The following is a 21826-nucleotide window of genomic DNA, read 5'->3' as shown; positions in this document are numbered from 1 at the left end:
CTCGCAGCCGCTGACCGGCCGCGGTCGCTAGAGCAGTGAGGGGACCTCCGCCGCCGAGACCTCGCGTGCCGCCCTTTCCAGCGCGCTGGCGAGCAGTGCCAAGTCGGTGGGGCCGTTGCCCAGTTCGCGGACGGGGCGGCGGGTGGGCGGGTCGCCCATGCGGTGCCACTCCAGGGGGACCACCGTGGGGCGCAGCGTCGCCGTGCGGGGGATGCGGCCCGTGACGCGGCCGCCCTGGAAGGCGGTGGTGCGTCCGTCGGGGCGGGCCAACCACCCGCGTCCGGGAGCCGGTTCGTCCGGGCCCGGCACCGGCGTGTCCAGGGTGACGCGCAGGGTCGCGCGCAGGGCGGGCTCCGTCCGGTCCGTACGGCCGTCGGGCGCGGTGGCGGCCACCAGGTGGACGCCGAGCCGCTCGCCCTCCCGCGCGACGGCCTCCAGCGCCCGCATCACCGACCCCGCCGCGGGCCGCCCGGGGGAACCGAGCGGGGGAGTGACCAGGGCGTCGAGGTCGTCGACGACCACGACCAGGCGGGGCAGGGGCGGGACGGGGCCGGTGCGGCGCCTGGCGGCGGCCGGGCGCAGCCGCAGGGTGGAGCTGGGCGGGGACTCGACGTCCCCGGAGTCGGAGAGCGGCGCGGGCCCCGCGGGCGCCGGGCCGCGCTGGGCGACGAGCCGGCCCGACACCTCGCGCCCGGTGTGCCACTCGGCGAAGTCCGACCGCCCGAGCAGCTCGGCGCGCCGCTTCAGCTCGGCGCTCAGGGACTGGGCGAACTCCCGCATCCGCACGGGGTCGTTGGCGGTGAGGTGCGTGGTGACGTGCGGTACGTCCGTGCACACGTGCAGGCCCTCGCCGCGGGCGCCCCCCGAACTCACGCTGTCGCGGCCGTCGATGAGGACGACACCGAGCCGGTCGGGGCGTTCGGCCGAGGCGAGCGAGGCGACGAACGCCCGCAGCAGCTCGGTGCGGCCGCTCCCGGAGGGCCCCTCGATCAGCAGGTGCGGGCCCTCGGCGGCCAGGTCGGCCAGGACGGGGCCGCGCGGACCGGCGCCCAGCACGGCCTGCGCGCGTCCCCCGAGGGACTCCGTGTCATCGGCCGCGGCGGCCCAGCGGGCCATCAGGGAGGCGGGGGTGGCGCGGGCCAGGCCCAGCTCGTCGAGGAGCCGGGCCGTCCGGGGGAGCGGTGCGGACACGCGCGCGTGGTGCTCGCCGCCACCCGCGGCGCCGTCCGTGCGCAGCGGGGCCAGGGCACGCGCGAACCGCTCGGCCCAGGGCAGGGACACGGCGTCCACCGTGCCGAGGGTGCCGTGACCGACCGGACCGGCGGGAGCGGCCGGGGCGCCCGTGCCGGGGTTCGTGCCCGTACGGGCGACGCGCAGCAGACGCAGGGTCGTCGCCACGTCGCCGCTGAGCAGCGCCACGGCGCCGCACTCCCGGAACACCGGCGACACCGCGCAGGCCGCCTCGTACGTCCGCGTCACCGGGGAGGTGGGGGAGGCGGCGGCGGTCTCGGCGAGGCACACGACGTGGACACCGGCCCGCGGTCCCTCCAGCGCCAGCCGCGCCACCGCGTCGCGCACGTCCGCACCGCCGGGATCCCCGTCCACGACGACCACGGTGTACGGCCCGGCGAAGCCGCCTGCCGGGCCGGTGCCGTCGTCGGGGCGCGCCCAGGTGGGCTGCGGCCGGACGGCCGCCGTGGCCGCGGTGTCCTCGGGCGTGATGGCGTCCTTGACCGTGCCCTGGGGGCGGCCGCCGGACCGGGCTTCGTCCCCGAGGTGGTCGTCCAGGCGGCGGAGCAGCTCGGCGGCGCGGGCCGTGGCCTGTTCGCGGTCGTGGGCCAGCAGCAGGCGGCAGTCCTGTCCGTGCCCCGGGCGCACCTGGGGCAGCCAGCCCAGCCAGGACCACTCGGCCGTCCGCTCGGCGAGCGGGCGGGAGCGGTCCGCGCTGATCAGGACGATCTCCAGGGTGTCGGCGGAGTGCAGCGCGGCGAGCTGGGCCAGCACCGAGCGGGCCAGCCCGGTGAGCCGCTCGCGCGGACCCGCGAGGCCGAGCGCGCCGACCTCGCGCAGGCCGGCGGTCACCGGCACCGCGGGCAGCGGGGCGGCACCGCCCGGCGCCACCCGGTCGGCCGTACCGAGCCGCACGGTGAGCGCCTCCGGGTGGCCCGGGCCGCGCTCCCACAGCCGTGGCCCCGGTCCCAGCGCGGTCAGCAGCAGCGACGCGGGGTCCGGCCAGGTCTCCGGAGCGCCCGAGGTGCCGGGCGGGGACGCCGGGGCCGGCCCGGTCGCCGCCCCGTCGGACGCGTACGCGCCGGGTGCGGGGGCCTCCGGGGCGCCTCCGCGCCCGCCGGTCAGCCGCCGTGCCCACGCCCCTATCCCCCCGCGCCTGCGCACCTCCTGCGGCACGTCGGTACCCCGCAGGGGAGTCCCCTTGCGTCCGGTGCGGGTGTCCGCAGCGCCGTCATGCCCGGCGCGGGGGTCCGGGCCGACGCCGTCCGCACCACCGGGGGCGGCGGCGGGGCGGTGAGCCGCCGCACCCGTCGCGCCCGTGCGGGAAGCCCCGGCGCCGGCCGTGTCCGCGCGGGGAGCACCCGCGTCGGCCGGGTCCAGCCCAGTCCAGTCCGGCCCGGAGGGGCTCTGGCCGTACGCGTCCCTGCCGTGCGTGTCCCCGCCGTACGGGTCCCGGCCGGGCGCGCCCCGGCCGGGCGTCCGCGGGGCCGGAGCGCCGTGTCCGCCCGCGCCGGAGCCGCCGGTCGCGTACGCCCCCGCGCCCCGCGCGCCGCCGTGCGTCTCGCCCCCGGTGGGGGACTGGCGGGGCAGGCCCGCCGAGGGGCCGGTGCCGTGACTCTCGATGCGGGGTGCGCCGCCCTGACCGGGGACCTGCGGCGGCTCGACGGGCGCCCCGCCCCTGTCGTACCCCGACGTGCCGTACGCGTGGTGGGTGCGCCCGCGGGGCCGGACCGTCCCGTCCGGGCCGGTGCCGCGCGGTGCGGGGTCCGGCGCGGCGCCGTCCGCCGCCACGAACCCGCGACCGTCTGCACGCCCGCCCGGATCCGCCATCCGGCTGAATCCGTCCGGTACATCTGATACATCTGATACGTCCGGTACATCCGGTCCGGCCTGGCCGCCCGGGCCGTTCGCGGGGCCGTGGGCCGGGCCCGTCGCGCGGGAGCGGCCGCCCGCGTCGCGTACCTGTCCCTCCGCCCCGTCGGCCACGCGCGCGTGGACCACCGCGTCGCCGTCCCCGGCGCCCGACGAGGGTGTCCTCGGCCCGGACAGCCGTACGTGTCCCTCCCCGTCCGGCGTCGTCGCCACCCGCACCTCCGCCGCCGGCGGCACCGGCACGAGCCGCAGGGCGGACTCGCCGATCCGCAGCAGCGCGCCCGGCGGGAAGCGCACCGGGCGGTCGCCCACGCGGGTGCCGTCCAGGGTGGTGCCGTTGGTGGAGCCGAGGTCGGCCACGAAGACGCGGGCGTCGGGACCGACGGTCACGGCGCAGTGCATGCGGGAGACGTCCGGGTCGTCGAGCGCGACGTCGGCGTCGGCGGAGCGGCCGAGCCGGATCTGGCCGCCGTGCAGAAGGTGGACGCCGCCCGCGTCGGGGCCCGCGACCACGTGGAGCTGGGCGGGGACGTCCGCCGGCTCGGTGTGCGGGTCGGGCTCGCCCGGGGCGCCCAGGCGGAGCACGGCGCCGTCGATCAGCGGGGGCTCGCCCAGGGTGCTGCGCTGGGCGTCGAGCCGCTGCGCACCGGCGTACAGCACCACCTGGCCGGAGCCCGGTCCCTCGCCGGGGAGCGCCGCGGCCAGCGCGGAGGCGACCGCGGCCAGGGCCGTGCCGGCCGGGGCGGTCACGAGTACGTCACACCGCGCGGTGCGGTCCCCCGCCGGGACAGCCGAGGCAGCCGAAGCATGCGGGCCCAGCGGGTCTACGACGGTCAGCCGGATCTGCATCGCCGTAAGCGGTCCCTTCGCGCGGGCGCCCGCACGCCGGGACAGAAGCCGTCACCACGGTCCCCCCACCGCGGACTTCCCCCACCGTCACACGAGCACGTCGGCCAGTACTGCACGCATCCTCGCACCTGCCACTGACAACGCGCCCGCCGCCCGCCGTCAAATGATCTTGATTGGTCGGCTCTGCCCCCAAAAATGCCTGACAGGTGCCCTGCGGATGATCGAACGCCGTCCGCTTGAGATCGGTCACGTGCGGGCAGCGGCAACCATGGGACCGGGTCGAGCGTCTTTCCTTCGAACCTGGCCCGGAGGCGGCACTACAGTTGGGTCCGACTGGGACCCACCGTCGACCGACCGCTTCTGCGACAGTGGGTCCGAACAGCCAGCAAGCAACTAGGAGCGCATGACGTGCGGCCCGTCGGCAGCAAGTACCTCCTCGAGGAGCCCCTCGGCCGCGGCGCCACGGGCACCGTCTGGCGTGCCCGCCAGCGCGAGACCGCGGGCGCCGAGGCGGCCGTGGCCGGACAGCCCGGCGAGACCGTCGCGATCAAGGTCCTCAAGGAAGAGCTCGCGAGCGACGCCGACATCGTGATGCGCTTCCTGCGTGAGCGCTCCGTGCTGCTCCGGCTCACCCACCCCAACATCGTCCGGGTCCGCGACCTGGTCGTCGAGGGCGAGCTGCTCGCCCTGGTCATGGACCTCGTCGACGGACCGGACCTGCACCGGTACCTGCGCGAAAACGGGCCGCTCACCCCGGTTGCCGCGGCCCTGCTCACCGCGCAGATCGCCGACGCCCTCGCCGCCAGCCACGCCGACGGCGTGGTCCACCGCGACCTGAAGCCGGCCAACGTCCTGCTGAAGCAGACCGGCGGCGAGATGCACCCGATGCTGACCGACTTCGGCATCGCCCGCCTCGCCGACTCGCCCGGCCTCACCCGCACCCACGAGTTCGTGGGCACGCCCGCGTACGTGGCGCCGGAGTCCGCCGAGGGCCGCCCGCAGACCTCCGCCGTCGACGTCTACGGCGCCGGCATCCTGCTCTACGAGCTGGTCACCGGCCGCCCCCCGTTCGGCGGCGGCTCCGCCCTGGAGGTGCTGCACCAGCACCTGAGCGCCGAACCGCGCCGCCCCTCCACCGTCCCCGACCCGCTGTGGACGGTCATCGAGCGCTGCCTGCGCAAGAACCCCGACGACCGTCCCAGCGCCGAGAACCTCGCCCGCGGCCTGCGCGTCGTCGCCGAGGGCATCGGCGTGCACGCGAACAGCGCGCAGATCGGCGCCGCCGAGAACGTGGGCGCGCTCCTCGCCCCCGACCCGGCGCCCGCGCAGGTCCCGGGCGCCCCCGACGCCGCCTACGACCCGAACGGCGCGACCAGCGTCCTGCCGCACACCTCGGGCCCGGCGGGCGCCGCCGACCCGACCGCCGTACTCCCGAGCACCGGGGCCCCCGACCCGACCGCCGTCATGCCGCCGGTGCCGCCGGGACAGCCCGGCGCCCCGGGACAGGGCGGACCCGAGGACCCGCACCCCTGGCAGAACCAGCTGCGCGCCGCCCGCGACCGCAACGAGCAGACGCAGGTCCAGTACCTCGACCCGAACCAGGACCCGCTGCGCCGCCGCCCCCAGCGGCAGGTCTCCCGCCCGCCGCAGCAGCCGCGCCAGGCCCCGCAGGGCCCGCCGCCCCAGCAGCCCGGCTACGGCTACCCGCAGCAGCAACAGCCGCAGCGGTACGCCACCCCCCAGCCCCAGCCCCAGCCCCAGCAGCCGCAGCGCCCCCAGCCGCAGCGGTACGCCCCGCCGCCCACGCCCGAGCCGCAGCAGCCGCGGCGCGAGCCCAGGCCGCCGCGGCAGCGCAGCGCCAACCCCATGCGCATCCCGGGCCTGGGCTGCCTCAAGGGGTGCCTGGTCACCGTCGTCATCCTGTTCGTGGCCGGCTGGCTCGTCTGGGAGCTGAGCCCGCTGCAGGACTGGATCGGCACCGGCAAGGGCTACTGGGACCAGCTCACCGACTGGTTCACCACCGTGACCGACTGGATCGGGGACCTGGGCGGCTCCGGCGGAGGCTGAGTCCGGCGACTTGTCGACAATCGGAGGGTGATTTCCGCCTCCGCGGTGAAGGCCGGCTCCTCGGACGCGTACTTTTAGGCGCAACACGCGTCGGTAGGAGCAGTCTTGGCACGGAAGATCGGCAGCCGGTACACCGCCCACCAGATCCTCGGGCGGGGCAGCGCCGGCACGGTGTGGCTGGGCGAGGGACCCGACGGGCCCGTCGCGATCAAGCTGCTGCGCGAGGACCTGGCGTCCGACCAGGAACTCGTCTCGCGCTTCGTGCAGGAGCGCACCGCCCTGCTCGGCCTGGACCACCCGCACGTCGTCTCCGTGCGCGACCTGGTGGTCGACGGCAACGACCTCGCGCTGGTCATGGACCTGGTCCGCGGCACGGACCTGCGCACCCGCCTCGACCGGGAGCGGCGCCTGGCGCCCGAGGCCGCGGTGGCCGTCGTCGCCGACGTCGCCGACGGGCTGGCCGCCGCGCACGCCGCCGGGGTCGTGCACCGCGACGTCAAGCCGGAGAACGTGCTGCTCGACATGCAGGGCCCGCTCGGCCCCGGCGGCTCGCACCCGGCGCTGCTGACGGACTTCGGGGTGGCCAAGCTCATCGACACCCCGCGCCGCACCCGCGCCACGAAGATCATCGGCACGCCCGACTACCTGGCCCCGGAGATCGTCGAGGGCCTGCCCCCGCGCGCGGCGGTCGACATCTACGCCCTCGCCACGGTCCTGTACGAGCTGCTGGCCGGCTTCACGCCGTTCGGCGGCGGCCACCCCGGCGCGGTGCTGCGCCGCCACGTGACCGAGACCGTCGTCCCGCTCCCGGGCATCCCGGACGAGCTGTGGCAGCTCCTCGTCCAGTGCCTCGCCAAGGGCCCGGCCTCCCGGCTGCGCGCCTCCGAGCTGAGCGCCCGGCTGCGTGAGCTGCTGCCGATGCTCGCCGGAATGGCCCCGCTGGACGTGGACGAGCCCGACGCCGAGCAGCCGGAGGACGACCCCGACGCGTCCGGGGAGTCCCCGGCCGACCCCGCGTCCACCGCCGAACCCGTACGGCGGCGGGGAGCGGTGCCCCTGGTGCCGGGGGCCAAGCCGGCCGACTCCAACCGCGACACCCACACGTCGATGCGCGTACCCGCCCCCGACGAGCTGGCCGGCGGCGCCCGCGGCACCGCCCGCGCCCCGCGCGCGTCGGGCGCCCCGCGCCCCGGCTCGGCCCGCAACCGCGCCGCCACGCGGCGCCGCCGGATCGCGGTGGGCGCGGGCGCCGTCGCCCTGGTGGCGGCGATCGGCGTCGGTACGTGGGTGGCCACGGGCGGTGACGAGGACGGCGGCGGACCCCAGGACACGCGGAACTCGGCACCGGCCGCTCCCTGAGACCCGGCCCCCCGCCGGAGTCCGCGCCCGCACCCGCCGGGCGTGGACCGGTGGCCGGAGCCGTTACGCTGGATGCGTGGCAGTCGTCGATGTATCCGAAGAGCTGAAGTCCCTCTCCTCGACCATGGAGTCGATCGAGGCCGTCCTGGACCTCGACAGGCTGAGGGCAGACATCGCCGTGCTCGAGGAGCAGGCGGCCGCACCCTCCCTGTGGGACGACCCGGAGGCGGCGCAGAAGATCACCAGCAAGCTCTCGCACCTCCAGGCCGAGGTGCGGAAGGCCGAGGCCCTGCGCGGCCGGATCGACGATCTCGGCGTGCTCTTCGAGATGGCCGAGGAGGAGGACGACCCGGACACCCGCGCCGAGGCCGAGTCCGAGCTCGCGGCCGTCCGCAAGGCGCTGGACGAGATGGAGGTCCGCACCCTGCTCTCCGGCGAGTACGACGCGCGCGAGGCGCTCGTCAACATCCGCGCCGAGGCGGGTGGCGTGGACGCCGCCGACTTCGCCGAGAAGCTCCAGCGCATGTACCTGCGCTGGGCCGAGCAGCACGGCTACAAGACCGAGGTCTACGAGACGTCGTACGCGGAAGAGGCCGGCATCAAGTCGACCACCTTCGCCGTGCAGTCGCCGTACGCCTACGGCACCCTCTCCGTCGAGCAGGGCACGCACCGGCTGGTGCGCATCTCGCCCTTCGACAACCAGGGGCGCCGCCAGACCTCCTTCGCGGGCGTCGAGATCCTCCCCGTGGTCGAGCAGACCGACCACATCGAGATCGACGAGTCCGAGCTGCGGGTGGACGTCTACCGCTCCTCCGGCCCCGGCGGCCAGGGCGTGAACACCACCGACTCGGCGGTGCGCCTGACCCACATCCCCACCGGCATCGTCGTCTCCTGCCAGAACGAGCGCTCCCAGATCCAGAACAAGGCCACCGCCATGAACGTCCTCCAGGCCAAGCTCCTGGAGCGGCGCCGCCAGGAGGAGCAGGCCAAGATGGACGCCCTCAAGGGCGACGGGGGCAACTCCTGGGGCAACCAGATGCGTTCGTACGTGCTGCACCCGTACCAGATGGTCAAGGACCTGCGCACGGAGCACGAAGTGGGCAACCCGGAGGCCGTGTTCAACGGCGAGATCGACGGTTTCCTCGAAGCCGGCATTCGCTGGCGCAAGCAGCGGGAGAAGTAACGCGAGGCGGAACCACCGCTTTGTCGACAAGGCAACTGCCGCCCCTCCGGCGGCGGTTGCCTTTTCTCTGCCCCCCGTTCGCCGGTGATGTCTGGGTTTTGCGTCACAGTCACACCCATTGTGTCCGGCATACGTCCCGTACCCGGACATCGCGTACGCAATGGCCTTGACGTTGCTTTGAACATTCGGAATGGTGAGGCGCGGCATGCGTATTTCTGGGGCGCATGTGAACCGGGGGGCTTGAGCACACATGCAGCCACCCCCGTCGATCACGGCCCCCGAGTGCGGCCTCGACGACTGAAACGGCTACTGGGGGTAGCAACTACATGACGAAGAAGACGCGCATCCGTGTCGCGCGCATAGCGGCCGGCGCCGTGATCGCGGCCGGCGCCTCCCTGACCGCGGCGGGTGCCGCCTCGGCGCTCGACATCGGCGTGAGCGCCAGCGCCGACGACCAGGGTCTCGGCCTCGGCGTAAGCGTCCAGGGCGGCGAGGAGGACGGCGGCCTGACCGAGGGCTCCAGTGTCGGCGTGACCGAGGGCACCTCGCAGGGCACCTCCGAGGGGACGTCGGAAGGCACCTCCGAAGGCACTTCGGTCGGCACCTCCGAGGGCACCTCGGAAGGGACGTCCGAGGGCACCTCCGAGGGGACGTCGGAAGGCACCTCCGAGGGCACTTCGGTGGGCACTTCTGAGGGCACCTCCGAGGGCACTTCGGTGGGTACGTCCGAGGGCACCTCCGAGGGCACCTCCACCGGCACGTCCGAGGGCGGTGACAACGGCGGCAACGGCAACAACGGTGGCAACGGCAACAACGGTGGCGCCGGCGACAACGGCGGCAACGGTGACAACGGCGGTTCCGGCGACAACGGCGGGAACGGCAACGGCAACGGTGGCAACGGTGGCAACGGCGGCAACGGCGGCAACGCCGGCGGCACCGGTGGCGGCGACAACACCACCCCCGACGGCGGCGGCAACGACAACGTCGCTCAGGAGGAGGGTTCCTCCGCGCTGACCGACACCGGCGAGGAGGCCCCGGCCTCCTCCGACACCGCCGCCCAGGGCAACGGTGAGGAGCTCGCCGAGACCGGCGCCGCGGAGACCACGTTCCTGCTGGTCGGCGCCGCGACGATGATCGCCGGCGGCATCGGCTTCCGCTTCCTGCCGCGCCTGATGAACGGCCGCGGGGCGGCTGCCTGACGGTAGTCGTCCGCGTACGCACCGCGCACGTGGAACAGGCAGAAGGAGGGGCCCGGAGCGACATCGCTCCGGGCCCCTCCCGTGTCTTCCGCCACTTTCCGTGCCCGCGTCCACGCCCGTACGTGCCCTGGCGGCCCTCAGGGCCGCTCCAGGGCCGTCAGACGGTCTGGTGGGCCAGCAGGGCCACCGCGGCGATCAGCACCGCCAGCAGCGCGATCAGCGTCGTCGGATTCAGCCCCGCGAAGAAGTTGTTCTCCTGCTGCAGCCGCTCGCGGTTGGCCCGGCAGACCGGGCACCTGCCCTCACTCACGGGCGCCGCGCAGTTCGCGCACACCAACCGGTCGTACGTCATGCGCTCACCCTCCTTGCCGCCGGCTCCGTCTGGACAACGCCCGCGACGACACGAACGTTCCCCTTCCACTGTGCCAGGTTCCGAGGGGCCCCGCGCGCCCTCCCGTGGGGACAAAACGCGCAACTGATACGCAACCCCGACCGGTGACTGCGGTCCGCTCCCCGGTTCGCGTATGGTCACGCACATCTACCCCCGGCGACCCGTGGTGCATCCGTGATCCGATTCGACAACGTCTCCAAGGTCTACCCCAAACAGAGCCACCCAGCCCTCAGGGACGTCTCCCTGGAGGTCGAGAAGGGCGAGTTCGTCTTCCTCGTCGGGTCCTCCGGCTCCGGAAAGTCCACCTTCCTGCGACTGATCCTCCGCGAGGAGCGGTGCAGCCACGGACAGGTGCACGTCCTCGGGAAGGACCTCGCCCGCCTGTCCAACTGGAAGGTGCCGCAGATGCGGCGCCAGCTGGGGACGGTGTTCCAGGACTTCCGCCTGCTGCCGAACAAGACGGTCGGCGAGAACGTCGCCTTCGCCCAGGAGGTCATCGGCAAGTCCCGCGGCGAGATCCGCAAGTCCGTGCCGCAGGTCCTCGACCTCGTCGGACTCGGCGGCAAGGAGGACCGCAGGCCCGGCGAGCTGTCCGGCGGTGAGCAGCAGCGCGTCGCCATTGCGCGCGCCTTCGTCAACCGGCCCAAGCTGCTGATCGCCGACGAGCCCACGGGCAACCTCGACCCGCAGACCTCGGTCGGCATCATGAAGCTGCTCGACCGGATCAACCGGACGGGCACCACCGTGGTGATGGCCACGCACGACCAGAACATCGTGGACCAGATGCGCAAGCGCGTCATCGAGCTGGAGAAGGGCCGCCTCGTCCGGGACCAGGCACGCGGTGTCTACGGCTACCAGCACTGACGAGCCACAGACGACGAGGAACGGAAAGGCTTAACGAGACGCCATGCGCGCCCAGTTCGTAGTCTCGGAGATCGGAGTCGGTCTTCGCCGCAATCTGACGATGACCTTCGCGGTCATCGTCTCGGTCGCCCTGTCCCTGGCCCTGTTCGGCGGTTCGCTGCTGATGAGCGACCAGGTCAACAACATGAAGGGCTACTGGTACGACAAGGTCAACGTCTCGGTCTTCCTCTGCAACAAGAGCGACGCCGAGTCCGACCCCAACTGCGCCAAGGGCGCGGTGACCGAGGACCAGAAGAAGCAGATCATGTCCGACCTCGACGAGATGGCCGTCGTCGAGAAGGTGACGTACGAGTCGCAGGACGAGGCGTACAAGCACTACAAGGAGCAGTTCGGCGACTCTCCGCTGGCCAGCTCCCTCACGCCGGACCAGATGCAGGAGTCGTACCGGATCAAGCTGAAGGATCCGGAGAAGTACCAGGTCATCGCGACCGCCTTCGACGGCCGGGACGGCGTGCAGTCCGTGCAGGACCAGAAGGGCATCCTGGACAACCTCTTCGGCCTGCTCAACGGCATGAACTGGGCCGCCCGCGCGGTGATGGCCCTGATGCTCGTGGTCGCCCTGATGCTGATCGTCAACACCGTGCGCGTCTCGGCGTTCAGCCGGCGCCGCGAGACCGGCATCATGCGCCTCGTGGGCGCGTCGGGCTTCTACATCCAGGCGCCGTTCATCATGGAGGCGGCGGTCGCCGGTCTGATCGGCGGTGGTGTCGCCTGCGGATTCCTGGTGATCGCCAGGTACTTCATCATCGATCACGGACTCGCGCTGTCCGAGAAGTTGAACCTGATCAACTTCATCGGCTGGGACGCCGTCCTGACGAAGCTGCCGCTCATCCTGGCCACGAGCCTGCTGATGCCCGCGTTGGCCGCGTTCTTCGCGTTGCGCAAGTACCTGAAGGTGTGACACATACCAAGGGGGCCGCGCGGTCAAGGGACCGTGCGGCCCTTACTCGTTGTCCTAGACTCACCGGCATGTCAGGTCGTGACCTGTTCTGTCAGCCCCGCCGCGTACGCCACGGGGCCGCCCTGACCTTGGTGTTCGCGAGCGTGCTCGTCGCGGGCGCGGCCTCGGGCTCGCTGCCCGGGACGGACCGGAAGTCCGAGCCCGGCACCGCCCGTTCGGCCGCTCCGGCCGGTCAACAGGCCCGCCACGACGACGTCGCCCGCGCGGCGGCCGAGGCCATGGCAGACGGCAAGTCCCCCGTGGAGGCCGCCGAACGCGCGGTCAGCCGCAGCGGGGACCGCTGGGGCGCCGTCTACTCCCAGGGCGAGTACGAGGAGTTGGAGGACGCCCTCGACGGCCGGTACACCGGCGTCGGGCTCTCCGCGCGCCGTGAGCGCGACGGCCGCATCGAGGTGACCCGGGTGCGCTCCGGATCGCCCGCCGCCGACGCCGGGATCCGGGAGGGCGACCGGCTGCGCAGTGTCGACGGCGAGCGGGTCGACGGACGGCCCGTCACCGAGGTCGTCTCCATACTGCGCGGCGACGGCGAGCAGGAACCGGCCGGAACCGCCGTCCGGCTCGGCCTGGAGCGCGGCACGCGCGCGTGGACCGAGACCGTACGCCGCGCCCGGCTGTCCACGGACCCCGTGACCGTCCGCACGCTCGCCGACGGCCTCACCGTCGTCAAGGTCGCCTCCTTCACCAAGGGCGTGGGCGAGCAGGTGCGCGAGTCCGTGGCGCGGCTGCCGTCCGGGGGCGGGGTCGTCCTCGACCTGCGGGGCAACTCCGGCGGCCTGGTCACCGAGGCCGTCACCGCCGCCTCCGCCTTCCTCGACGGCGGCCTGGTCGCCACGTACGACGTCGACGGCGACCAGCGGGCCCTGCACGCCGAAGCCGGCGGCGACACCACCAGACCCCTGGTCGCGCTCGTCGACGGCGGCACGATGAGCGCGGCCGAACTTCTCACCGGGGCCCTCCAGGACCGCGGCCGGGCGGTCGTCCTGGGCTCCCGCACCTTCGGCAAGGGCTCGGTGCAGATGCCGAGCCGGCTGCCCGGCGGCTCGGTGGCCGAGCTGACCGTCGGGCACTACCGCACCCCCTCCGGGCGCGGCGTCGACGGCACGGGCATCACGCCCGACCTGGAGGTCGACCCGGCGGACCCGGCCGCCCTCGCGCGGGCCCGGACGGTGCTGAGCGGGCTCGGGCCGACCGCGTAAACGGCTTTCCGCCAGGCCCCTCCGTAGTGCCAAAATGGACCGCACTATGGCTAAGGAAAAAGGGCGCAAGCTGATCGCGCAGAACAAGAAGGCGCGGCACGACTACCAGATCCTCGACACCTACGAGGCCGGCCTCGTGCTGTCCGGTACCGAGGTGAAGTCGCTGCGCCAGGGGCGGGCCTCGCTGGCCGACGGCTTCGTGCAGCTGGACGGTCACGAAGCGTGGCTGCACAACGTGCACGTGCCGGAGTACAGCCAGGGCACCTGGACCAACCACAGTGCGCGGCGCAAGCGGAAGCTGCTGCTGCACCGGGTGGAGATCGACAAGCTGGAGTCGAAGTCCCAGGAGACCGGTCACACGATCGTGCCCCTGGCGCTCTACTTCAAGGACGGGCGGGCCAAGGTCGAGATCGCGCTGGCGCGCGGCAAGAAGGAGTACGACAAGCGCCAGACCCTCCGGGAGAAGCAGGACCGGCGCGAGGCGGAGCGGACGATCTCCGCGATCCGGCGCAAGCAGCGGGCCTGAGGCCCGCCGGAATAGGCTGGCACGCGTGCGTGTTGTTCACGTACGATGGCACCTGCACCTCAGAGCGGGTGCGCGCCCTCTCCGGAGGGGTTTGAAAAATCAACATGGGGATGATCGGTTTCGACAGCGGCTGTCGAAGCAGGGGAAGCGTGTCGAGGAAGCGGCCATGATCTCGTAAACCACAGGCCGAAAAAATAATCGCCAACACCAAGCGCGATTCCTCCCAGCAGGCCTTCGCCCTCGCTGCCTGATCTCAGGTAGCGAAGCGAGCCTCCTACTAAGGGAGTGTCAGCCCGGGGCTGTTCCCGACCCGGATCCTGGCATCAGCTAGGGGACTAAACCTTGATCCCGGTCACGGGGTGAAGAGGGAAACCAAACAGTGACTGAGCCCGTCGGAGACTTGTCCGCGTGATCTCCGGGGCTGAGAAAATCGAAGCGGACTGCACACGGAGAAGCCCTGATTCCGCACCGTTGGACGCGGGTTCGATTCCCGCCATCTCCACATTCCCAGGGGACCCCCTGGGTCACCGGCCACGTGTCGGAGACCCAGGGGGTTTCTGCGTTCACAGCGACCGTCTGGTCGGCAGCAGGGTCAGGAGGAGGGCCGTCGCGGCCGCCGTGACCGGGATGCCGTAGGCGGCGGTCGGGGAGACGTGTTCCACCGTCCAGCCGCCCGCCGCGCTGCCGCAGGCGATGCCGCCGAGGAGGCCGGTCACCGCGAGGGTCATGCCCTCGTTCAGGCGGCCCTCGGGGGTGCGGTGCTGGACCAGCGTCATCGTGGTGACCATCGTCGGAGCCGTCGCCATCCCGCCGATCAGCAGGGTGAGCGCCAGCAGGGGCAGAGAGCCGCTGAGGGAGGCCGCGAGCAGCGGCAGGGTCAGCAGGGCCGTCATCGCGGCCACGCACCACGGCAGCCGGTGCTCCGGCGGCCCGGCGGGCTTGACCGCGCCGTAGAGCAGACCCGCCGCGCAGGAGCCGGCCGCCTGCAACGCGAGGACCAGGCCGGCCGCCGCACGGTGTCCCTGTGCGTCCGCGAACGCGATGGTGACGACCTCCATGGCGCCGAACACCCCGCCCATCGCCAGGCACACCACCAGCAGGGACGGGATGCCCGGGGCCCGGAAGGGAGCCTTCGCCGTCGGGCGCGGGCGGGCCGGCGGCTCGGTCGCGCGCTGGGCGGTGAACAGCAGCATGCCGGTCACCAGCAGCACCACGCCCACCAGCGTGCCCGCCTCCGGGAACAGCGCGGTGCACAGGAACGCCGCGAGGACCGGCCCGAACATGTAGCACAGTTCGTCCGTGGCCTGTTCGAAGGAGTTGGCGGTGTGCAGCGCGTCGGCGTCCCCGTCGAGCAGGTGGGCCCAGCGGGCGCGGGCCATGCCGCCGGTGTTGGGCGTCGTCGCGGTGGCGGCGTACGCGACGAACAGGGTCCAGGCGGGTGCCCCGTACCGCACGCACAGCAGCAGGGCGACCGAGCCCAGCGCGGCGAACAGGGTGGCGGGCACGGCGACCCGGGCCTGGCCGTACCGGTCCACGAGCCGCGCGGTCCACGGGGCGACCAGTGCCGTCGCCGCCAGCCCGGTCGCGGTGACGGCGCCGGCGAGGGCGTACGAGCCACGGGTGCCGGCGATCATCACGACGGCGCTGACGCTGAACATGCCCATGGGCAGCCGGGCGGTGAGATTCCCGACCGTGAACGCCCGGGCGCCGGGAGTGGACAGGAGCCGCCGGTACGGGCCGGGTGGCCGGCGTCGGGTGCGGGGGCGGAAGTCGGCCGCGACCAGGGTGTCGGCGGTGACGGCCAGGACGGGGGAGGCCGGAGTGGGGCGGGAGGGGTGCGCTGGGGTCGGCTGCGGCATGGGTCCACCGTCGCCCCGCGACGATCAGAGGGTCCAACACCTTCTCCGTGGCCATTCACGCACCGGCGTTGTAAGTTCGCCGGATGCCCGCACCCGCCCACCTCGACCCGCGACTCCTGCGCGCCTTCGTCGCCGTCGCCGAGGAACTGCACTTCACCCGCGCCGCCGCCCGCCTCTACGTCGCCCAGCAGGCGCTCAGCCGGGACGTGCGGCGCCTGGAGCGGGAGTTGGGCGCCGAACTGTTCGTCCGCACCACCCGGCAGGTGACGCCGACGGCCGACGGCGAGCGGCTGCTGCCGTACGCCCGCCGGGTCCTCCAGGCGCAGGACGACCTGCTGGCCGCCTTCGGGCAGGCCCGCCCGCTGCTGGTCGACCTCAACTCCCCGGGCCTGGTCACCGGCCGCCTGGTCCTGGAGCGGGCCCGGTCGCTCGCGCCCGAGCAGGAACTGATGGCGCGTTACGAGAGCGGACTGACCCACGCCGCCGGTGAACTGGTCGCCGGCCGCCTCGACGCCTCTTTCGGCCGGTTCGCGGGGCTGCCCGCGGCGCTGCGGGCGGGGCTCGGCCACCAGCCGGTGCGCTACGAGCCCATGGCGGTCGTCCTGCCCGAGGACCACCCGCTGGCCCGGCTGGAGCGGGTGCCGCTGGCCGCCCTCGCCGGAGAGACCGTGTACGCCGGGGCGGGCAACCCGCGCACGCCGGAGTGGACCGACCTCGCGCACCGCCTGTTCGAGGGACGCGGCATCCACGTGGCGTCCCCTGTGCCGCTGGCGGTCGGCGAGGAGGAGTTCCGGCGCATCATGGACAAGACGCGCAATCCCATCCTCGCCGTGGAGAGCTTTCCGGCCATGCCCTCGACCGTGGTGCGCCCGCTCGTCGACCCCGTGCCGCTGTCGCCCGTGTCGCTCGTCTGGCGAAAGGGACTGGTGCATCCCGCGCTCGACGCGCTGCGCCGGGCAACTGCGCAGGTCGCGACCGAAAACGGTTGGCTGGAGGCTCCCGGTGAGGGATGGATTCCGGCCGCCGACGCCGCTGTGATGTCCGTCCACAAGTGACACGCGGCAACCACACATCCTCCGCGTGCGCTACATTCTTTGCCTGAGCACGGTGTGATACAGGGGGCGCTCGAACCTGGTGGGGGCCGGTTCGGCCGACGAGTGCTCGGAGTCGTATGCGCACCCGGAAGTGTTCCGTGGGGGGAAGTGCGCACGCGTGAAGAATTGGCAAAAAGACGCCCAACCGGAGTGGCCCGAGGTCGAGTCCGGGGCTCGTGATCTCTCGGAGGCTGGACGAGATGCTGACGCCACCGAGGTGCTGCCCCCTACCCGGGCCGTCCCGCCGGCCGGGGGACCCCCGATGACCGCGTCGGGTCCGGGATGGTTCGGCGATTCCGGTGAGAGCCCGCGTGGCCGCGGGAGTTCCGACGCCGACCGGACGCAGATCCTGGGTTCCCGAATAGGCGGCCGCGCTCCGCGCGAGCAGCGCCCGGACCCGATGGCCCAGGGGCGGATAACCTGGGGCAGAACCGATCAGGCCGGGGCGAACCACGACAACGCCGCCCCGGCGCCCGGAACCGGCCACCCTCGCGGCACCGGCACCGGCACCGGCACCGGCACCGGCCCGGACCCCGACCGGACGGATGTCCTCCCGTCGGCGGCCGGTCCCGCCGCCCCGGTCACGCCGACCCGCGCCTTCCCCGCACCGGCACCCGCACCCGCACCTCTTCCCGTGCCCCCGCCTCCCCCCGGCCCCGCCACCGCCGCACTCCGCGACCCCTGGCAGGAGACGCCGGAGACGGACGGCGACGCGGGTACCGGCGCCGCCGGGCACACCCACGATCCGCACGAGGTCACCGTCCAGCTCGACGCCGTCCGCCTCGGCGACGGCGTGCTCCTGCGGGCCGACAGCGGGCACCGCAAGCGGGGCCCGGAGGCCTCCGACGGGCCCGTCTTCGTCGACGCGTCCGGCCGCCGCAGCCGTCTCTACCGCCGCCTCGGCATCCTGGTCGGCATCGCCTGCGCGGTCTACGCCGTCGTCATCGTCTCCACACTGCTCTCCGGCAACTCCGACGCGCCCTGGATGCCCGTACCGGGTCAGGAGGAGGGCGCACCGGCCGGCCAGGTCGACACCACCCCGGCGCCCTCGCAGCCGGCGCAGCCCTCCGGCACCGGCAACGCCACCACCCCGCAGGCCACCCCCTCGGCCGACGCCGGCGTGACGACCGGACCGGGCGTCGAGGCACCCGCGTCCGGTACGTCCCGCGTGCCGGGCGGCGGCACGGGGCAGCCCGGTACGAGCGCCGACCCCGAGTCCCCGGCGACCGGCAGCGGCCAGAACCCGGGCGGATCCGGCGCGACCGTCCCCGACCCGACGCAGTCCACCGAGGTGCCGCCGTCCACCGGCACGGACCCGTCGGCGCCGACCGGCGGCGGCGACCCCTCCGGCGCCCCGACCCAGCCCACCGGCGGCTCCACCACGGACACCGACCCGGGCGCGGGTGGCACCAACGCCAACGGCGCGGGCGACCCGGACCCCGTCGCGGGTCCGGCCGGCTCCTCCGTCGTGGTCGCCGAGTCGGCCGCCGGCACCTCCACGTCCCCCTCCCTTTCCCTGTCCCCGGAGAACACCCTCTGATGGCATCCAGCACCCGCCGTCACGGGGCCGCGCGCAGCGCCCGTGAGGGCTCCCGCCGTCGCCTGCCCTTGCGCCTGCTGCTTCCGCTGCTCGTCCTGGTCGCCCTGGTGGCGATGCTCATGCTGCGCGGATACGTGCACAGCGAGATCCTCGCCGACCACCGCGTCCAGCCGCCCGCCGCCACCGACAAGGTGCCGCAGAAGATCCTCGAGGGCGGCCCGGTCATCGACGTGCGCGGCGGCCGCACCGAGAGCCTGAGCGTGCCCGACCACCGGCTCGTCCTCACCTTCGACGACGGCCCGGACCCGACCTGGACGCCGCGCGTGCTCGACGTGCTCAAGAAGCACGACGCGCACGCGGTCTTCTTCGTCACCGGCACCATGGCCTCCCGCTACCCGGACCTCGTCGAGCGGATGGTCGACGAGGGCCACGAGGTGGGCCTGCACACCTTCAACCACCCCGACCTCTCCTTCCAGTCGAAGAAGCGCATCGACTGGGAGCTGTCGCAGAACCAGCTGGCGATCACCGGCGCGGCCGGGGTGCGCACCTCGCTGTTCCGGCCGCCGTACTCCTCCTTCGCCGACGCCATGGACGACAAGTCCTGGCCGGTCACCGAGTACATCGGCAGCCGCGGCTACATCACCGTCGTCAACAACACCGACAGCGAGGACTGGAAGAAGCCCGGCGTCGGCGAGATCATCCGCCGGGCCACCCCGCACGGCGGCAAGGGTGCCATCGTCCTGATGCACGACTCCGGCGGCGACCGCCACCAGACCGTGCAGGCCCTGGACAGGTTCCTTCCCGACCTGAAGAAGAAGGGCTACGAGTTCGACAACCTCACCGAGGCCCTGGACGTGCCCAGCGCCATGAGCCCGGTGACCGGCGCCGAACTCTGGAAGGGCCGGGCGTGGGTCTTCCTGGTCCAGGCCTCGGAGAAGCTCACCGACGTCCTGGTGGTCGGCCTGGCGGTCATCGGCACGCTGGTGATCGGACGCTTCGTGCTGATGCTGCTCCTGTCCGGCGTCCACGCCCGCCGGGTGCGCCGCCGGCGCTTCCGCTGGGGACCGGCGGTCACCGAACCCGTCACGGTGCTGGTCCCGGCGTACAACGAGGCCAAGTGCATCGAGAACACGGTGCGTTCCCTGGTGGCCAGCGACCACCCGGTCGAGGTCATCGTCATCGACGACGGTTCCAGCGACGGCACCGCCCGGATCGTGGAGGGGCTCGGCCTGCCGGGCGTCCGGGTGATCCGGCAGCTCAACGCGGGCAAGCCCGCCGCGCTCAACCGGGGCCTGGCCAACGCCCGTCACGACATCGTCGTGATGATGGACGGCGACACCGTCTTCGAGCCCTCCACCGTCCGCGAACTCGTCCAGCCCTTCGGCGACCCCCGGGTGGGCGCCGTGGCGGGCAACGCGAAGGTCGGCAACAAGGACAGCCTCATCGGCGCCTGGCAGCACATCGAGTACGTGATGGGCTTCAACCTGGACCGCCGGATGTACGACGTCCTCGGCTGCATGCCGACCATCCCCGGTGCGGTCGGCGCCTTCCGCCGTTCCGCCCTGGAGCCCATCGGCGGCATGAGCGACGACACGCTCGCCGAGGACACCGACGTCACCATGGCGCTGCACCGCGCCGGCTGGCGGGTCGTCTACGCCGAGAACGCCCGCGCCTGGACCGAGGCCCCGGAGTCCGTCGGCCAGCTGTGGTCCCAGCGCTACCGCTGGTCGTACGGCACCATGCAGGCCATCTGGAAGCACCGCCGCGCGGTGATCGAGAAGGGCCCCTCGGGCCGCTTCGGCCGGGTCGGCCTGCCCTTCGTCTCCCTGTTCATGGTCCTGGCCCCGCTGCTCGCCCCGCTGATCGACGTCTTCCTTCTCTACGGCCTGGTCTTCGGCCCGACCGAGAAGACGATCGTGGCGTGGCTGGGCGTCCTGGCCATCCAGGCGGTGTGTGCGGCGTACGCCTTCCGGCTCGACCGGGAGAAGCTGACCCCGCTCATCTCCCTGCCTCTCCAGCAGATCCTGTACCGCCAGATCATGTACGTGGTGCTGCTCCAGTCCTGGATCACGGCGCTCACCGGCGGCCGGCTGCGCTGGCAGAAGCTGCGGCGCAGCGGCGGTGTGTCCGCGCCGCCGCCCGGCGCCGACGGTGTGCCGCCCCAGCGGCGGTCCGGCGCCATGGACGGGAGGCCGGTCGGATGACCACCCCGCCGTACGACCCGACGCGACCGACCCCCGCACCCGGCCCGACCGGCCCCTTCCCGTCCAACACCTTCCCGACCACGCCCTTCCCGGCCACCACGCCTGCCCCGCCCCGGAGCGCCCCGCACATGACCGCACCACCCCTCCAGCCGCCCGTGGGCACGGACACCGACGTGCCGCAGGCGCCCCGGCAGAAGCAGGCCCGGCGCGCTCCCGTGCGCGACCGGTACTTCGACCTGCTGCGGGCGGTGGCGCTCTTCCGGGTGGTCCTCTACCACCTGATGGGCTGGGCCTGGCTGCCGGTGGTGTTCCCGTCCATGGGCGTCATGTTCGCCCTGGCGGGCAACCTGATGGCCCGCAGCCTCAAGCGGCCGGCCGTCCAGGTCGTCCGCAGCCGCATGCGCCGACTGCTGCCGCCGCTGTGGCTGCTGGGCGCCGTGGGCGTGACCGGCATGGTGCTGCAGGGCTGGGGGCCGAACGAGGACGGGCACCCGGGCTGGTGGTGGTTCCACCTGCTCTACTGGATCCTGCCGCTGAGCGACCCGCCCTTCGCCGAGAGCGTGCCGGGCCTCCACGGCATCCTGGGCGAGGACTGGGCCGCGGAACTCGGCGGGCCGCTGTGGTACATCCGCGCCTACCTCTGGTACGTCCTGCTCTCCCCGGTCCTGCTGCGCGCGCTGCGCGCCCTGCCGTGGCTGACGATCCTCGCGCCCCTCGCCCTGTCGGCCGCCTTCCAGTTCGGCTACCTGAACCTGCCGGGCGAGCGCTTCCCGTCCGCGCTCACGGACTTCAGCACCTTCGGGGCCTGCTGGATCCTCGGCATGGCCCACCAGGAAGGCGTCCTGAAACGGCTGCCGCGCTACGTCGTGCCCTCGGTGGCCCCGGTGATCGCCGCACTGGGCCTGTGGTACGCCTTCCGGGAGGGCTTCAAGACCGGGTACGACCTGGACTCCATCCCCTTCGCGCAGGCGGTCTGGTCCTTCGCCACGGTGCTGCTGCTCCTGCACGTCAGCCCGTCGTGGACCGAGTGGCCGCGCCGGCTGCGCCGCTGGGACCGGCTGATCACCCTGCTCAACTCCCGCGCGGTGACGATCTACCTGTGGCACAACGTCTGCATCCTGATCGCGGCCACGCTGTGGGACCAGCTGTGGGGCTTCGAGGTCATGTACGAGAACGTCCCGTGGCTGCTGGAGAGCCCCTGGCCGGTCCTGGCCATCGCCTGGCTGCTCATCGGGAGCTGCATCGTCTGGTTCGGCTGGATGGAGGACGTGGCCGCCAAGCGCAGTCCCCAGCTGTGGCCGGACGGGGGGAAGCGCACGGCGCCGAAGCGGCCCAGGGCCCGCGCCGCGCACCGGGGCTGACGCACACCGGG

Annotated in this window: 15 protein-coding genes and 1 other RNA gene; 13 read left to right on the top strand and 3 right to left on the bottom strand. The window is 73.4% G+C overall.

Going from position 1 to position 21826, the window contains the following annotated elements; genetic code table 11:
• Positions 1-27: 27 nt before the first annotated feature.
• Positions 28-3951, bottom strand: a complete 3924-nt coding sequence (locus ACFYZ3_RS16870; RefSeq protein ID WP_388517744.1) for an FHA domain-containing protein — start codon at positions 3949-3951, stop codon at positions 28-30.
• Positions 3952-4359: 408 nt separating this feature from the next.
• On the opposite strand from ACFYZ3_RS16870, the gene ACFYZ3_RS16865 reads away from it, so the two are divergent.
• The 4 genes from ACFYZ3_RS16865 to ACFYZ3_RS16850 all read left to right on the top strand — a co-directional run bounded on the left by ACFYZ3_RS16865 (position 4360) and on the right by ACFYZ3_RS16850 (position 9759).
• A complete protein-coding gene (locus ACFYZ3_RS16865) occupies positions 4360-6018 on the top strand; it encodes a serine/threonine-protein kinase (protein WP_388517742.1) in 1659 nt (552 codons plus the stop codon).
• A gap of 105 nt (positions 6019-6123) precedes the next feature.
• Positions 6124-7377, top strand: a complete 1254-nt coding sequence (locus ACFYZ3_RS16860; RefSeq protein WP_388517739.1) for a serine/threonine-protein kinase — start codon at positions 6124-6126, stop codon at positions 7375-7377.
• Positions 7378-7453: 76 nt separating this feature from the next.
• Positions 7454-8560: a peptide chain release factor 2 gene (gene prfB / locus ACFYZ3_RS16855; RefSeq protein ID WP_003975840.1), complete on the top strand. Its 1107-nt coding sequence runs from the start codon at positions 7454-7456 to the stop codon at positions 8558-8560.
• Positions 8561-8886: 326 nt separating this feature from the next.
• Positions 8887-9759 (top strand): hypothetical protein, encoded by an 873-nt coding sequence (locus ACFYZ3_RS16850; protein ID WP_388517736.1) that lies wholly within the window; start codon positions 8887-8889, stop codon positions 9757-9759.
• Positions 9760-9916: 157 nt separating this feature from the next.
• Here ACFYZ3_RS16850 and ACFYZ3_RS16845 read toward each other — a convergent pair whose 3' ends face one another.
• A complete protein-coding gene (locus ACFYZ3_RS16845) occupies positions 9917-10111 on the bottom strand; it encodes a hypothetical protein (protein ID WP_388517733.1) in 195 nt (64 codons plus the stop codon).
• A 213-nt stretch (positions 10112-10324) separates the two neighbouring features.
• On the opposite strand from ACFYZ3_RS16845, the gene ftsE reads away from it, so the two are divergent.
• The 5 genes from ftsE (at position 10325) to ssrA (ending at position 14262) form a co-directional block, all read left to right on the top strand.
• The gene (gene ftsE, locus ACFYZ3_RS16840; RefSeq protein WP_003975843.1) at positions 10325-11014 is read left to right on the top strand and encodes a cell division ATP-binding protein FtsE; all 690 of its coding nucleotides are present in this window, start codon (positions 10325-10327) and stop codon (positions 11012-11014) included.
• A gap of 43 nt (positions 11015-11057) precedes the next feature.
• Entirely contained in the window at positions 11058-11975 is a 918-nt protein-coding gene (ftsX, locus tag ACFYZ3_RS16835) for a permease-like cell division protein FtsX (RefSeq protein ID WP_052841736.1), read from the top strand.
• A gap of 68 nt (positions 11976-12043) precedes the next feature.
• The gene (locus ACFYZ3_RS16830; protein ID WP_388517729.1) at positions 12044-13231 is read left to right on the top strand and encodes a S41 family peptidase; all 1188 of its coding nucleotides are present in this window, start codon (positions 12044-12046) and stop codon (positions 13229-13231) included.
• Between the two features lie 46 nt (positions 13232-13277).
• Positions 13278-13757 carry an SsrA-binding protein SmpB gene (gene smpB, locus ACFYZ3_RS16825; RefSeq protein ID WP_052841735.1) on the top strand — a complete coding sequence of 160 codons (480 nt, stop codon included), beginning with the start codon at positions 13278-13280 and terminating at the stop codon, positions 13755-13757.
• A 106-nt stretch (positions 13758-13863) separates the two neighbouring features.
• Positions 13864-14262: a transfer-messenger RNA gene (gene ssrA / locus ACFYZ3_RS16820) on the top strand.
• Positions 14263-14320: 58 nt separating this feature from the next.
• On the opposite strand, the gene ACFYZ3_RS16815 is transcribed toward ssrA, so the two are convergent.
• Positions 14321-15616 carry an MFS transporter gene (locus ACFYZ3_RS16815; RefSeq protein ID WP_388517726.1) on the bottom strand — a complete coding sequence of 432 codons (1296 nt, stop codon included), beginning with the start codon at positions 15614-15616 and terminating at the stop codon, positions 14321-14323.
• Positions 15617-15699: 83 nt separating this feature from the next.
• Here ACFYZ3_RS16815 and stgR point away from each other — a divergent pair, with 83 nt between their 5' ends.
• The 4 genes from stgR (at position 15700) to ACFYZ3_RS16795 (ending at position 21815) form a co-directional block, all read left to right on the top strand.
• Positions 15700-16671, top strand: a complete 972-nt coding sequence (gene stgR / locus ACFYZ3_RS16810) for a LysR family transcriptional regulator StgR (protein ID WP_360999584.1) — start codon at positions 15700-15702, stop codon at positions 16669-16671.
• Between the two features lie 301 nt (positions 16672-16972).
• A complete protein-coding gene (locus tag ACFYZ3_RS16805) occupies positions 16973-18250 on the top strand; it encodes a hypothetical protein (protein ID WP_388517723.1) in 1278 nt (425 codons plus the stop codon).
• On the top strand, positions 18250-20454 hold the full coding sequence (locus ACFYZ3_RS16800; protein WP_388517720.1) for a glycosyltransferase: 2205 nt from the start codon (positions 18250-18252) through the stop codon (positions 20452-20454). The genes ACFYZ3_RS16805 and ACFYZ3_RS16800 overlap by 1 nt, the downstream gene beginning before the upstream one ends.
• 128 nt (positions 20455-20582) lie before the next feature.
• Positions 20583-21815, top strand: coding sequence for an acyltransferase (locus ACFYZ3_RS16795; RefSeq protein ID WP_388517894.1), 1233 nt, complete (start codon positions 20583-20585; stop codon positions 21813-21815).
• The last annotated feature ends 11 nt before the right edge of the window (positions 21816-21826 follow it).

Source organism: Streptomyces sp. NPDC001599, from assembly GCF_042893535.1.
Taxonomy (GTDB): Bacteria; Actinomycetota; Actinomycetes; order Streptomycetales; family Streptomycetaceae; genus Streptomyces.
The sequence above is the reverse complement of the archived record's forward strand: the minus strand, read 5'-3'. Positions and strand labels throughout refer to the sequence as shown.

What these genes read in the sequence shown, in the direction of transcription:
- ACFYZ3_RS16870 (WP_388517744.1), bottom strand. Translation starts at nt 3,951, where the DNA reads ATGCAGATCCGGCTGACCGTCGTAGACCCGCTGGGCCCGCATGCTTCG.
- ACFYZ3_RS16850 (WP_388517736.1), top strand. Translation starts at nt 8,887, where the DNA reads ATGACGAAGAAGACGCGCATCCGTGTCGCGCGCATAGCGGCCGGCGCC.
- ACFYZ3_RS16845 (WP_388517733.1), bottom strand. Translation starts at nt 10,111, where the DNA reads ATGACGTACGACCGGTTGGTGTGCGCGAACTGCGCGGCGCCCGTGAGT.
- ftsX (WP_052841736.1), top strand. Translation starts at nt 11,058, where the DNA reads ATGCGCGCCCAGTTCGTAGTCTCGGAGATCGGAGTCGGTCTTCGCCGC.
- ACFYZ3_RS16830 (WP_388517729.1), top strand. Translation starts at nt 12,044, where the DNA reads ATGTCAGGTCGTGACCTGTTCTGTCAGCCCCGCCGCGTACGCCACGGG.
- smpB (WP_052841735.1), top strand. Translation starts at nt 13,278, where the DNA reads ATGGCTAAGGAAAAAGGGCGCAAGCTGATCGCGCAGAACAAGAAGGCG.
- ACFYZ3_RS16815 (WP_388517726.1), bottom strand. Translation starts at nt 15,616, where the DNA reads ATGCCGCAGCCGACCCCAGCGCACCCCTCCCGCCCCACTCCGGCCTCC.
- stgR (WP_360999584.1), top strand. Translation starts at nt 15,700, where the DNA reads ATGCCCGCACCCGCCCACCTCGACCCGCGACTCCTGCGCGCCTTCGTC.
- ACFYZ3_RS16805 (WP_388517723.1), top strand. Translation starts at nt 16,973, where the DNA reads ATGACCGCGTCGGGTCCGGGATGGTTCGGCGATTCCGGTGAGAGCCCG.
- ACFYZ3_RS16800 (WP_388517720.1), top strand. Translation starts at nt 18,250, where the DNA reads ATGGCATCCAGCACCCGCCGTCACGGGGCCGCGCGCAGCGCCCGTGAG.
- ACFYZ3_RS16795 (WP_388517894.1), top strand. Translation starts at nt 20,583, where the DNA reads ATGACCGCACCACCCCTCCAGCCGCCCGTGGGCACGGACACCGACGTG.